General features: G+C 60.5%; 12 protein-coding genes. 6 read left to right on the forward strand and 6 right to left on the reverse strand.

Annotated elements, in window-relative coordinates; genetic code table 11:
• Nucleotides 1-4: 4 nt before the first annotated feature.
• From infA to hisG, 3 genes are all read right to left on the reverse strand, one after another.
• Nucleotides 5-223 (reverse strand): translation initiation factor IF-1, encoded by a 219-nt coding sequence (gene infA, locus WFJ47_RS11910; protein ID WP_023979930.1) that lies wholly within the window; start codon nucleotides 221-223, stop codon nucleotides 5-7.
• Between the two features lie 160 nt (nucleotides 224-383).
• Nucleotides 384-1,679, reverse strand: a complete 1,296-nt coding sequence (gene hisD, locus WFJ47_RS11915) for a histidinol dehydrogenase (RefSeq protein WP_336763248.1) — start codon at nucleotides 1,677-1,679, stop codon at nucleotides 384-386.
• On the reverse strand, nucleotides 1,676-2,383 hold the full coding sequence (hisG, locus tag WFJ47_RS11920) for an ATP phosphoribosyltransferase (protein ID WP_127103417.1): 708 nt from the start codon (nucleotides 2,381-2,383) through the stop codon (nucleotides 1,676-1,678). The genes hisD and hisG overlap by 4 nt, the downstream gene beginning before the upstream one ends.
• Nucleotides 2,384-2,386: 3 nt before the next feature.
• On the opposite strand from hisG, the gene WFJ47_RS11925 reads away from it, so the two are divergent.
• The 3 genes from WFJ47_RS11925 (at nucleotide 2,387) to WFJ47_RS11935 (ending at nucleotide 4,030) form a co-directional block, all read left to right on the forward strand.
• Nucleotides 2,387-2,515, forward strand: a complete 129-nt coding sequence (locus WFJ47_RS11925) for a hypothetical protein (RefSeq protein WP_336763250.1) — start codon at nucleotides 2,387-2,389, stop codon at nucleotides 2,513-2,515.
• 91 nt (nucleotides 2,516-2,606) lie between these two features.
• Entirely contained in the window at nucleotides 2,607-3,479 is an 873-nt protein-coding gene (locus WFJ47_RS11930) for an aldo/keto reductase (protein ID WP_336763251.1), read from the forward strand.
• Nucleotides 3,480-3,886: 407 nt separating this feature from the next.
• Nucleotides 3,887-4,030: a hypothetical protein gene (locus WFJ47_RS11935; RefSeq protein WP_336763252.1), complete on the forward strand. Its 144-nt coding sequence runs from the start codon at nucleotides 3,887-3,889 to the stop codon at nucleotides 4,028-4,030.
• Nucleotides 4,031-4,067: 37 nt separating this feature from the next.
• Here the strand turns inward: WFJ47_RS11935 and murA are convergent, their stop codons facing one another.
• Nucleotides 4,068-5,330, reverse strand: a complete 1,263-nt coding sequence (gene murA / locus WFJ47_RS11940; protein ID WP_336763254.1) for a UDP-N-acetylglucosamine 1-carboxyvinyltransferase — start codon at nucleotides 5,328-5,330, stop codon at nucleotides 4,068-4,070.
• Between the two features lie 120 nt (nucleotides 5,331-5,450).
• Nucleotides 5,451-6,062, reverse strand: coding sequence for a Crp/Fnr family transcriptional regulator (locus WFJ47_RS11945; protein WP_233582207.1), 612 nt, complete (start codon nucleotides 6,060-6,062; stop codon nucleotides 5,451-5,453).
• A gap of 291 nt (nucleotides 6,063-6,353) precedes the next feature.
• Here WFJ47_RS11945 and WFJ47_RS11950 point away from each other — a divergent pair, with 291 nt between their 5' ends.
• Nucleotides 6,354-7,160, forward strand: coding sequence for an OmpW family outer membrane protein (locus WFJ47_RS11950; RefSeq protein ID WP_336763256.1), 807 nt, complete (start codon nucleotides 6,354-6,356; stop codon nucleotides 7,158-7,160).
• 177 nt (nucleotides 7,161-7,337) lie between these two features.
• On the opposite strand, the gene WFJ47_RS11955 is transcribed toward WFJ47_RS11950, so the two are convergent.
• On the reverse strand, nucleotides 7,338-8,411 hold the full coding sequence (locus tag WFJ47_RS11955; RefSeq protein WP_336763258.1) for a putative sulfate exporter family transporter: 1,074 nt from the start codon (nucleotides 8,409-8,411) through the stop codon (nucleotides 7,338-7,340).
• Between the two features lie 462 nt (nucleotides 8,412-8,873).
• Between WFJ47_RS11955 and WFJ47_RS11960 the strand changes: the two genes are divergently transcribed.
• Entirely contained in the window at nucleotides 8,874-11,291 is a 2,418-nt protein-coding gene (locus WFJ47_RS11960) for a TonB-dependent receptor (protein ID WP_336763259.1), read from the forward strand.
• Between the two features lie 143 nt (nucleotides 11,292-11,434).
• Entirely contained in the window at nucleotides 11,435-12,547 is a 1,113-nt protein-coding gene (locus WFJ47_RS11965; RefSeq protein WP_336763261.1) for a glycerophosphodiester phosphodiesterase family protein, read from the forward strand.
• Nucleotides 12,548-12,591 lie beyond the last annotated feature (44 nt).

Genomic DNA, 12,591 nt, shown 5'->3' on the forward strand with positions numbered 1-12,591 from the left:
GCTCTTACTTGAAGCGGAAGGTGATGCGGCCCTTGGACAGGTCGTACGGCGTCATTTCGACATTCACGCGGTCACCGGCGAGAACACGAATACGGTTCTTGCGCATCTTGCCGCTCGTATGGGCGAGAATGGTGTGTTCGTTGTCGAGCGTGACGCGGAACATGGCATTGGGCAGCAGCTCGGTAACCGTGCCGCTGAATTCGATCATGTCTTCTTTTGACATCTGAGTCCTTTAGACTGTGCGCTGGTAAGGGCCGGAACAGACCCGGCAGGAAGAATTCTGCCGCGTATGTGCTGACTCAGCGCCGTTCCGTCAAGTTTCTTGCTCATTTTGCGGGCGAAAAGGAGGGTATCTCCCCTTCCTTCACACCGCCGATTGCGTTTCAGCCAAGTGCGTCGAGTCGGGCCGACAAGCTGAGCGCATGGGCGTGAAGGCCTTCCGCCCGTGCCAGTCTGGCTCCGGCGGGGCCGACCGCACGCAGCCCGTTGGCATCGGCTGCGATCGTGGTGGTCCGCTTGAGAAAATCGAATACTGAAAGCCCCGAAGCGAAACGCGCCGTGCGGCTGGTGGGCAGAACGTGGTTCGGGCCGCCCACGTAATCACCCACCGCCTCGGGGCAGTTGCGGCCAAGGAACATCGCCCCGGCATGACGGATCATCGCTGCAAAGGACTCGGGTTCCTCAAGCATGACCTCGAGATGTTCGGAAGCGAAGCGGTTGGCGATAGCAGCGGCTTCCTCCCAGTTGTCCACGATCACCACAGCGCCATGATCGGTCCATGATCTGCCTGCAATGGCCGCACGCGGCAGGGTTTTCAGCTCTGTCTCGACAGCCTCTACCACGCGCCTGGCAAATTCAGCATCATCGGTAATCAGCACTGCCTGAGCCAGTTCGTCATGCTCGGCCTGGGCCAACAGGTCCAGCGCGACAAAGCGCGGCTCGTTGCGGTTGTCGGCCACAATCACGACCTCGGACGGCCCGGCAATGGAGTCGATACCGACATGGCCGAATACCTGACGCTTCGCTTCAGCCACATAGGCATTGCCCGGACCGACAATGCGATCCACCGGCTGGACGGTCTGGGTTCCATAGGCGAGAGCCGCTACCGCCTGGGCCCCGCCGACACGATAGATCTCGCTCACACCGCAGACGCGCGCAGCCGCCAGAACCAGAGAATTCAGCACGCCATCGGGACAGGGCACGCACATGGCAATACGCTCGACCCCTGCCACGCGGGCCGGAAGCGCGTTCATCAGCACCGAGGACGGATAGGCCGCCTTGCCGCCGGGCACGTAAAGCCCGACGGCATCGAGCGGGATCCAGCGCATCCCGAGTGTCAGTCCTGCCTCATCCGTATAGGACAGGTTCGCTGGCATCTGGGCACGATGGAAGGACTCGATGCGCGACGCAGCGAGCGTCAGCGCTTCCATGAGTTCTGCATCGACCTTATCTGCCTCATGGGCAATCTCGTCAGCCGAGATGCGCAAGGTGCCGGGGGTCAGCGTGAGCCGATCGAAGCGCGTCGTGTAGTCGCACAAGGCGGTATCGCCCTGCACGCGCACTGCGGCGATGATATCGCGCACAGGCGCCGCCACGCTGGTCTCGACGGCGCTGCGATCAGTCAGAAGGACCGAAAGACGGGACTCGAAATCGGCTTCGTTGGTCTGGAGCCATTTCATGCGACATTCTCCTGAAGCGCGTCGCGAAAGCGTTCGATCAGGGCACGAATGGCGTCGGGCCGGGTCTTGAGAGCAACGCGATTGACGATAAGGCGGCTCGTGACATGCGCGATGACATCGGTTTCGTGCAGACCATTGGCCTTGAGGGTCGAGCCCGTATCCACCAGATCGACGATGACGCTGGCCATGTCGAGCGTGGGGGCAAGCTCCATGGCACCGTGCAGATGCACGATCTCGGCATTCACACCCTTTGCGGCGAAATGGCGCCGCGTGATGGTGGGATATTTCGTGGCAACCCGCAGATGCGAACTCGCAGCCTGATTGTCATGCGCGCCCGTGCCTACGGGACGCGCGATGGAAATGCGACACCCCCCGATACCGAGGTCAAGGGGCGCATAGATGTCGGGATAATCGAACTCCATCAGCACATCGGCGCCGCAAACACCGATCTGTGCGCCGCCATGCGCCACGAATGTCGCGACATCGAAGGACCGTACGCGCACGACATCGACCTGCGGATCGAGCGTCGGAAAGCGCAGGCTGCGTGTTCCCTCGCCGATCGCGCTGCCATCACGGAACAGCCCCGTCCGCTCCAGCACAGGGCCGAGCGCCTTGAGAATGCGTCCCTTGGGCAGCGCCAGTATGAGGGGCGCGTCCTGATCAGGGGCTGAGGAGATGGGGGCGGGATCGATTGCGGCGTTCATGACGTGCCCTCCCTATCACAGTCTGGCGCGCGCAAGAACCGGGAGCGCTGGGTGTTTTTGCGCTGCTTCATGGCCCTGCCTGCATCGCGTACCGGTTGCCCCGCCTTCCTGGGCAGCGCGCTCACGCAGTGATGACCGCCAATCCGGCCGCGCCTGCAACCCTCGGCCATCCGATCCGCTAGACAGGGAAAGAATGACCCTATGGGAAAGACAGGAGCCCCTCATGTCTCACAGCGACTTTACCCCCAATCTCGCTACGGCAACCCCGCGTGTCGATGAAGAGCAGAACCATCTGAATCTCAATGACGGGACGCGTATCCCGCAATTCGGGCTTGGCGTTTACAAGACACCCGCCGACGAAACCGCCGAGATCGTCCGCTACGCCGCCAAGGCCGGATACAAGATGGTCGATACGGCGGCCTTCTATGGGAATGAGGAAGGGGTAGGAGATGCCCTGCAGGACTTCCCCGATCTCTATACCTCGACAAAGCTCTGGGCGTCGGATCTGGGCTATGACGCAGCCCTGCGCGCCTTTGACATCAGCGCCCGCAAGCTGCGACGCGATGTGGTCGACCTTTATCTGATTCACTGGCCGATGCCGAAAACGGATCTTTTCGTCGAAAGCTGGAAAGCGATGATGCACCTCAAAAACGAGGGTCGCATCCGCTCTATCGGCGTCTGCAATTTCCAGCCCGAGCATCTGACCCGTCTGATCGAGGAAACAGGCGTCAAGCCCGTGCTCAACCAGATCGAACTGCATCCGGCCTTTCAGCAGAAGGAATTGCGCGCCTTCAACGAATCGCTGGACATTCGGACCGAAGCCTGGAGCCCACTCGGGCGTGGAACGGGGCTTGATGGCGAAATCATCACCAGCATCGCCCATAAACATGGCAAGACACCGGGTCAGGTCACGATCCGCTGGCATCTGGATCAGGGAAATGTCGTCATCCCGAAATCAGCGCACCAGAAGCGTATCGACGAGAATTTCGATGTGTTCGACTTCACACTCGATGCAGAGGATATGGCGCGTATCGCCACTCTGGACCGGGCGGATGGACGTACAGGCCCTAACCCTTACACAGCCGATTTTTCCTGACGTAACAAAACGCCTCCAAATGTGACAGCGCCTCGGGTGCGGGATCTGCCACTCTCGCCCGATGACTATTCAGCCCCCCTCTCCAAGCGGGACCACCCGTCACTATCGCGTCGGCACTTCGGGTGGTGTCCTGTTATGTGCCTTGTCGCTAGGTGGGTATTGGGGGGCCAATGCGCGGGCGGCGGAGGGCCAGACCGCGTATTTCATGCCGCCACCGCAGGGTCTCACCCATTCGGTGTCAACCCGCCCCGCTCAAGGGTCTCGCGGCTGGCAGCCCGAGTTTTACGCTTCAGGCCAGTGTACCCAGCAAGGTATTTCCTGAACCGGATCTCGCCACGCTTTTACGCCGTCATACGCCGATCACGATCGAACACCGCACCGAATCACCGATTGCGTTCGAGAAGGGCGTGACGACGATATTCGCCCTACCGGTTTCCGGGGTGAAGGGGCTCGACCTGACGGCCAGCTTCTTTGCGGGACATCGCGACACCCGGCTCGGCGCGCCGCCGGGCTCAGCCGCCATCACGGGAGGCCTGCGTTTTCGCTGGTGACTCTGCCCAGGCTTCCGTGAGAGGCAGTCCCTGTTTCTTACTCGCGAATACGCTCGATATCCGCTCCAACGGCGGAAAGCTTGCGATCGACTGCCTCATAGCCGCGATCCAGATGGTAGATGCGGCTCAGCGAGGTTTCCCCCTGCGCACCGAGTCCGGCAAGAATCAGTGAGAACGAGGCACGCAGATCGGTCGCCATGACGGGAGCACCGGAAAGATGATCCACGCCGCGAATGATGGCGGACGACCCGTGCACGTTGATCCGTGCGCCCATACGGTTGAGTTCGGGCACATGCATGAAACGATTCTCGAAAATCGTCTCCGTCACCATCGACGCGCCTTCGGCCACGGCGAGCATGGCCATGAACTGGGCCTGCATGTCCGTGGGGAAGCCAGGGTAAGGCTCGGTCATGATATCCACGCCCTTGAGAGCGCCCGTACGGCGCACACGAATGGCGTTTTCCTCTTCCAGCACCTCGACACCGGCTTCCTCGAGAGTACGCACCACGGCACCCAGATCACGCACGCGGCCACCGATCAGGCGCAAATCGCCTCCCGTGATACCCGCAGCGCAGGCATAGGTGCCGCATTCGATGCGATCGGCCATGATGGCATGCTGGGCGCCGGTCAGTGCCTCGACACCATCAATGACCAGCGTCCCGGTCCCTGCCCCGGCGATGCGTGCGCCCATGCGGTTCAGACACTCGACCAGATCGCTGATCTCGGGCTCACGCGCCGCATTGACGATTTCGGTACGTCCCTTGGCCAGAGTGGCCGCCATGAGCAGGTTCTCGGTCGCACCAACCGAGGCGAAAGGCAGGACGATACGATCGCCCACCAGACCGCCCGGCGCGCTGGCGTTGATGTACCCATTTTCTAGGCGAATGGTCGCCCCCAGGGTCTCGAGTCCCTTCAGATGCAGATCGACCGGGCGCGTTCCAATGGCGCAGCCGCCGGGCAGGGAAACACGCGCCTCATGGGCGCGGGCCAGGAGCGGACCGAGCACGAGAATCGAGGCGCGCATCTTGGAAACAATGTCATAAGGCGCTTCGACCGAGGTGATCGGGCCACCAATCGACAGGGTACGCCCCTCCGCATCGACCGGGTCGACCGCAATGCCATGCTGACGCAGCAGGGTCTGCATGGTCTCGATATCGGCGATCTTGGGGACATTCGACAGGATGAGACGCTCGGACGTCAGAAGCCCCGCGACCATGAGCTTGAGACCGGCATTCTTGGCGCCACCGATCACGATCTCGCCTTCAAGACGCCTGCCGCCACGTATGATGAAACGGTCCATGATCTCTAGCTCCTGAAGGATGAGGCTCTCGCGGGAAAGTGTCCTCTCTCCCCCGTCATCATGGCTGCGTCAAGGCATCAATTGGGCATGGTCGGGCCGCATCTTCCGCCCGGCACGCCCTTACCCGCCGCGAGCCAGAGTTTCGAGCGCAGGCAGGCTTAAAAGCGTGATCTGCGTCACCTGGGTGATGGCGATCAGTTTCTCGCGCTGCAGCGCATTGAGCGTACGGCTGACCGTTTCGATCGTAAGACCGAGATAGTCCGCAATCCCGGTGCGGCTCATCGGTAGATGAATAACGATCTCCTTCGTGGAGGAGCGATGATGCTGCTCAAGCAGGAAGCTTGCCAGACGCTCGCGCGCCGTCTTGCGCCCCAGGAGAAGCATGCGCTTTTGCGCCTGAACCAGCTCGCGTGAGGCTTCCTCCATCAATCGATGCTCGATATCGGGGAATTCGCGCTTGAGGATATTCAGGCCCGTACGGGAAAAGCGGCAAAGGGAAACCGGGCCGAGCGCCTCTGCACTGAACCCGTAAGTGGACCCACTGGCCAGCCCAAGAAAATCGCCGCTCTGTGCGAAGCCCGTGATCTGGCGACGCCCATCGGGCATCAGCGCAAAGATCTTGACGTGACCGGAAGTAACGATGAAGAAATCACTGGCGGGCTCCCCCTCCTGAATGAACGTCTTGCCCGCCATCACGGCCAGACGGTGGGAGTATTGAGCGAGTCGGGTCATGTCGTCCGGATCGATCACGGAACAAATGCTACGCGGTCGTGCTTCGCAGTGGAGGCATTGCCCGCAGTTGCCACAAGATCCGAGCATGCTGATACTGTCCCTGGTCTGAACATCCATGACGAACTCGGTCCTCTTTTTTTATTCTTATTCTTGTTTCGTTAACATTAAGTCATATACTGTGGCCAAATCCCCACGGTCGAACACTTGAGTGTCACCGCTTTGACATGGATCAAGGCAGCGCATCATAGCGCATGGTGAGAGAACGTCACTGTTTAATAACGGATGACGTCGATGAAGACCTCTTTCAAAATCTCGAGCGCGCTGCTCACCGGCTTTGTTGCAGCCGCCGTCGCGGCCCCTGCCGCCCAGGCACAGAACGCCCCGGTCGTGAACGCTCCCGTTTCCACCAACATGGTTCTGGCCCCTCAGGCACAGGCCGTGGCGGCACCCCGCGCCTCCTCAAGCGATGAGTGCGGCCTGTTCAAGACCTGCTCGAGCACCAAGATCGGTCTTGGCAAGGGCGATTTCATCGTGCGTCTGTCGGCTCTCGGCGTCATTCCGGAAGATCGCGACAGCAAGCTCTGGCTGAATGGCTCGGCTATACCGGGTCATGTGAAGACCACCAACCAGGTCATGCCGGAACTGACATTCGAATATTTCTTCACCGATAATATTTCGATCGACCTGATTGCAGCCAGCACCCGCCATGAAGTGGCTGCCAAGGGCACGCCGCTTGGGAATATCGATGTCGGTAGCGCCTGGGCTCTGCCCCCCACCATCACGCTGGCCTGGCACTTCCGCCCGCACAAGCGCTTCAACCCCTATGTGGGCGTGGGTGCAACGCTGGCATGGTTCCATAACGTGTCCCCCGCCGGTGGCCTCGTGCAGAAGCTCAATGTCGGCGTGACGGGCGGCCCGTCGGTCAATGTCGGCTTCGATTATCAGCTGGTCGGCAACTGGTTCTTCAACATGGATGCCAAGCAGATGTTCCTGCGCATGCATGCCTGGGCCAATGACCGTGGGTCGGGCGCCTTCATCAAGGCCCATGACTCGCTCGACCCGACTGTGGTCGGTGCCGGTATCGAATACCGCTTCTGATTTCCCCTCCCCGGGACAATCAGTAAACGAGGCCGCCCGGATACCGGGCGGCCTTTTTTATTACCGGCCACAGGATATGACCTGCTCTCGACTTCGCTTCGGAAAGTTGCACTCCCGGGAGCGTCTCCAGCCTGCCTGTTTGGCCTGAGCCTCATGACCGCCCCGTGGCCGGGGCACTCACAGAAGCCCTAGCAGCCCCACCAGGCCGAAACTCATGAGGCCCAGCGCCAGCAAGGAGAGCGTCACCGCTCCGATGACACGCCGGCCAGCCTTTGCGACGGACGCGACCTCAACGCCAAGACCCAGTGCCGCCATGGACATGACGGTCATGAGCATGGCTAGGTGGTGAAGCAACGGCAGAAGGACCAGTGGAACGAGCCCGGCAGAACGCAGGGCGGCCAGCGCGAAAAAGCCGATGATGAACCATGGGACGAGGCGGAAAACGGTTTTCCCCCAACCTGTTTTCGCCCCATTGATGAGGGGCTGCCCGCCTTCAGCCCTGAAAAACAGAGATAACACGATGCAGACGGGTCCAAGCATCATCACACGCACCAGCTTGACCAATGTGCCGGTCTGAACCGCAACAAGCCCGAGCGGTGCGGCGGCGGCAACCACCTGAGGCACGGCATAGGTAACGAGCCCGGCAAAAGTGCCGAATGCCGTTGCACTCATGCCCAAAGCTAGCCCCAGGACGGGCAGAGCAAGCACGGCCATGACCCCGAAAACAGCGGTAAAGGCTATAGAAGCCGTGACATCGCGTCCTTCGGCCCGAATGACAGGGGCGACTGCCGCGATAGCGGAATTGCCGCAGATCGCATTGCCACAGGCAATCAGAAGCGCCATGCGCGGCGCGAGCCCAAGCGCCCTTCCTATCCCGTAGGAGACCAGAATAGACGTTGCTACGAGCCCCATGATCCCGAGCAGGAGCAAGGGACCGGCTGCGACCACTGCGCCCAGACTGACCGAAGCCCCCAGAAGCACCACGGCCCCCTCAAGCAGATATTTGGCGCTGAACCCGATACCGCGTTGAAGAGGCTGGCCGGGCACCCAGACACTGCGCAGAGCGACGCCAAAGACAATGGCGAAAACGAGAGCCTCCAGGCTTCTGCCCTCGAGGATGCGGTGCGAGACATTCTCGGCGAGCATCGCGCTGCCCGTCACAGTGGCGCAAAGCGCGAGGCCTGGCAGGAGACTCGCGACCCTGCCCCACGACGCACCACCGAGAACAGGAGAAGACTGCAAACTGGCCATGGAAGATCCTTTCGACCTCATGGCTAGGCGTCGGAGAAATAGAATTCCAATGCATTGTTTTGGGCATTACAATCGATTTTTTCGATCGTTCTCGAGGGAGGGTCCCTCGACCGTCCCAGTGCAACGAGGCAGTTTTCCTCACCCACCGGACGTGATCGCGCGGACAACGAAAACTTTTCCACGCGAGGCCCCCGCTGCGTGACCGCTTTCACAAGACGTCACGCTCGTGGGCATGGAAGAAAGGGGCGGAGCCGCTGCCCCGCGAGAGGCGAGAGAAGCGGCTTCTTCTCTTTCGAGTAACGAGCGCGGAGCGTCTTTGCGTCATATCGCACGAGATGCTTCAGGTCAGGCTCGCTATTTCATCAATCCTTCACAACTCGATCATGGAAGGTTCACACACTGTAACGAACTCTCCGAATAGGGTGCGCCGCGTTCCAGCCCGTCTTAAAGGAAAGTTTACTGATGAAGCTTCGCAAGCAGCGCAACGCTCTCACGCTGTCTCTCTTCTGCTCCCCCCTCGCCCTGATGAGCGCCACCGCCCAGGCCGCAGAAGCGAAGCTTCCCGTCCATCAGAATGCAGCGCCCGCCTCGCAGGTTCAGGCGCACAGCGCATCACGCAAAGCAAAGGCTCTCGTCTCCACCGCCCCAGCGGAAGAGGTCATCGCAACCGCGCGACGCACCCGCTCCGAGCAGAGCGTCGGCCACACGCAACTTCAGCGTATCCTGCCTGGCGTGAGCCCGCTCAAGGCGTTGCAGATCCTGCCGGGCGTCGTATTCAACAATGCCGATCCCTGGGGCAATAACGAGCAGAACTCCTCGCTTTTCATCCATGGCTTCAATCAGAACCAGTTGGGCTATACGCTGGACGGCATTCCGCTAGGCGATCAGGCCTATGGCAATTACAACGGTCTCTCACCCCAGCGCGCCGTGATCAGCGAGAACGTGGGCAATGCCACTGTCGCGACCGGCTCCGGGGCACTCGGCACGGCCTCGACCTCCAATCTGGGCGGAACGCTGCTATTCTCGTCGCTCGACCCCAAGCAGAAAATGGGTGGTCAGCTGGACCAGACTTTCGGCAGCTTCTCGACCTTCCGTACCTTTGCCCGCTTCGATACCGGCAATTTCGGCAACGGCAATTCGGCCTATATCTCATGGGCTCGTCAGGATGCCCGCGCCTGGGACTTCGCCGGTCATCAGGGCGGCAATCAGGTCAATGCGAAATTCGTGCACAAGGGCAGCAAGGACAAGATCACCTATTTCTTTGACTGGTCCGACAAGGTCGAACCCAATGAAGACGGCATCGTGCTACCCAATGGCTACGGCACCTATGTGCGTCCCTTTACCTATCCCGATTTCAGCTATGCCAAATCCTATCTGAACTCTGCCGCCTACAAGAATGCCGGGCTGAATTACCGCAATTACTACTCCGCAGCGCAGCGTGAGGATTTCCTGACCTATCTGGGCTGGCAGCATGATTTCAATGCCAACCTTCATTGGGACAACAAGCTCTATTATCATCACAATCTGGGCGAAGGCGTGGTCGCCGGGCCGATCACGGCGGCAGGTCTGCCCACGCTGTTCGGCGCGTATTTCCCGAACCAGAGCGCCAGCCAGCTCAGCAATGTGTTCGGCGGCTCGGGCTATGCCACACGCACGACCGAATACTGGGATAATCGCGGCGGCCTGCTCACGACGCTGCGCTACAAGCTCGGCCATCACGACCTCGAGGTCGGGGGCTGGTACGAGCGCAACAACAACACCCAGGCCCGTCGCTGGTATCCGCTGGATGCGAACAACCCGACCACGCCCTATGACCGCCAGCAGGACGCACTGATCAAGCAGTACACGAACTATTTCTATACCAACACCTTCACCACCCATCTGCAGGATAGCTGGCGGGTGACGAAGAACTTCACCCTTTCGGCAGGTTTCAAGTCCGAGCTGGTCTATACCAATGGCACGCTGCCTGTAGCCGGCAAGCCGGGCTCGCTCTCACCGGCCACCGCCGTGACCGTGCCGGGCGGCACCATTGCGGCCGTCAAGCCGTTCCTGCCCTCTTTCGGCGCTCTGTGGAACATCACGCCCAATGAGCAGTGGTTCGCCAATATCCAGGAAAACATGCGTTCCTATCAGGATGCGGGCTATGGCAATGCCACGCCCTGGGGCGCGACCAGCCAGGCCGCCTTCGAGGATTTCAAGAAGCACGGCAAGGTTGAGACCTCATGGACCTATGAAACCGGCCTGCGCACCCATCACCATGTCAATCTTGGGCCGCTGACCGATATCTCGGCTCAGGCCGAATATTACCACGTGCATTTCTCGAACCGTCTGGTCGCCATTGCCACCACGCAATCGCTGTCTTCCATCATCGGTTCGGCCACGACGCTCGCCAATGTGGGCTCGGTCACGACAGACGGTATGGATTTCTCCTTCACCGCGCAGTTCGGGCCGCATTTCTCGATCTATAACGGGCTGAGCTATAACAAATCGGTCTATAACGACAATTACAACTCCGGCACGTCCACCATCCGCATTGCAGGCCGCAATGTGGCCGGTCAGCCTGACTGGACCGAGAAGTTCGTTGCCACCACGAACTGGGGCAATTTCTACGGCCAGTTCATCGGTGACGTGATGGGCAAGCGCTACACCACTTATACCAACGACCTCTGGGCCTCGCCCACCGCACAGTTCAGCATGAATGCGGGCTATACCATTCACTGCATTCCCCATATTCCGGCCTTGCGCGTTCAGGGCAATATCACCAACCTGACCAACACCAAGGGCTGGTCCACGGTCAATGTGAACCAGGTCTCCAACCAGTTCACCGCCTTCCCCATCGCGCCGCGCATGTATTTCCTGACCCTGAGCGCCACCTGGTAATCCGGTTCGGTCCGAAGGCGGCATAAAGCCGCGACCAGAAAACAGGAGCGCCATCTGCCACCCGGTCGGGCAGCATCGCTCCTGTCGTCACACTGCCTCTTCCCGGCCGGGTCATGACGGGGACAGGCTTCAGGAGAGCTGATTTGCTGTCACGTCGTCACACCCTCTTTCTCGGCCTCGCCGGGATCTGCGCCCCTGCTCTGACACCGCGCGCTTTCGCTGCCCCCTCTCTGGCGCCCAAGCCGCTCGTTTTCGCGCATCGCGGCGCCTCCGCCCTGCGCCCCGAACACACCCTGGCCTCCTATGCCAAGGCCATGGAAGACGGTGCCGATTACATCGAGCCAGATCTGGTCATGACAAAGGACGGCGTGCTGATCGTGCGTCATGAGAGCAATATCGCCGATACTACTGATGTCGCTTCCCGTCCGGAATTTGCCGCCCGCAAGCGCAGCCTGACCATAGATGGCCAGAAAGAGACGGGCTGGTTCACCACCGATTTCACCCTGGCAGAACTCAAGACTCTGAGGGCAAAAGAGCGCCTGCCCCAGCTTCGCCCTCATAACACGCGCTATGACGGGCATTTCGATGTGCCGACCTTTGAGGAAGTCATCGATTTTGTGGCCGGTGAGTCTGCCGCGCGCGGCAAGGTGTTCGGGCTTATTCCCGAAATCAAGAATTCCACCCATTTCCACAGCCTCGGTCTGGACCCGGAAACCGCGTTCCTGCGCACCATCGCGGCGCATGAATACACCCGTCAGGCCCCTCTGGAGCTCCAGTCTTTCGAAACAACCAATCTGAAGGCGATCGGCGACAAGACGCGCGCGATCAACCCGCAGGCACGGGTCATGTTCCTGATGGGCGAGCCCGGCCAGACACCGCCCGATCTGCTGGGCAAGAGTGCCGCCCAAACCTTCGGCGACTTCATGAGGCCCGAAGGCCTGCGCGCCATACGCCGGTTTGCCGACGTGATCGGCCCTTCCAATACGGATCTGATTCCACGCAAGCCCGATGGCTCATGGGGCACACCCACGACACTGATCACCGACGCGCATGAGGCAGGGCTGCTGGTGCATTCCTATACGGCACGTCCGGAAAACTACTGTCTGCCGAAGGAGCTACGCGATGGCGGGGCACTCAACGCCCGCAACCCGAAGGGAATGATTGCCGAGGTCAAACGCTATCTCGATATGGGTCTGGACGGGTTTTTCACGGACGACCCAGCTCTGGGTCGTCTGGCAGTCGATACAGCGGGGTGACCGTATAATTTGATCCGACGCAAACTTGCCTGCGTTGGACAGGT

This window comes from Asaia sp. VD9, from assembly GCF_037150015.1.
Classification (GTDB): domain Bacteria; phylum Pseudomonadota; class Alphaproteobacteria; order Acetobacterales; family Acetobacteraceae; genus Asaia.

Coding starts and splice junctions, on each gene's coding strand:
- infA (WP_023979930.1), bottom strand. CDS start 223: ATGTCAAAAGAAGACATGATCGAATTCAGCGGCACGGTTACCGAGCTG.
- hisD (WP_336763248.1), bottom strand. CDS start 1,679: ATGAAATGGCTCCAGACCAACGAAGCCGATTTCGAGTCCCGTCTTTCG.
- hisG (WP_127103417.1), bottom strand. CDS start 2,383: ATGAACGCCGCAATCGATCCCGCCCCCATCTCCTCAGCCCCTGATCAG.
- WFJ47_RS11930 (WP_336763251.1), top strand. CDS start 2,607: ATGTCTCACAGCGACTTTACCCCCAATCTCGCTACGGCAACCCCGCGT.
- murA (WP_336763254.1), bottom strand. CDS start 5,330: ATGGACCGTTTCATCATACGTGGCGGCAGGCGTCTTGAAGGCGAGATC.
- WFJ47_RS11945 (WP_233582207.1), bottom strand. CDS start 6,062: ATGACCCGACTCGCTCAATACTCCCACCGTCTGGCCGTGATGGCGGGC.
- WFJ47_RS11950 (WP_336763256.1), top strand. CDS start 6,354: ATGAAGACCTCTTTCAAAATCTCGAGCGCGCTGCTCACCGGCTTTGTT.
- WFJ47_RS11955 (WP_336763258.1), bottom strand. CDS start 8,411: ATGGCCAGTTTGCAGTCTTCTCCTGTTCTCGGTGGTGCGTCGTGGGGC.
- WFJ47_RS11960 (WP_336763259.1), top strand. CDS start 8,874: ATGAAGCTTCGCAAGCAGCGCAACGCTCTCACGCTGTCTCTCTTCTGC.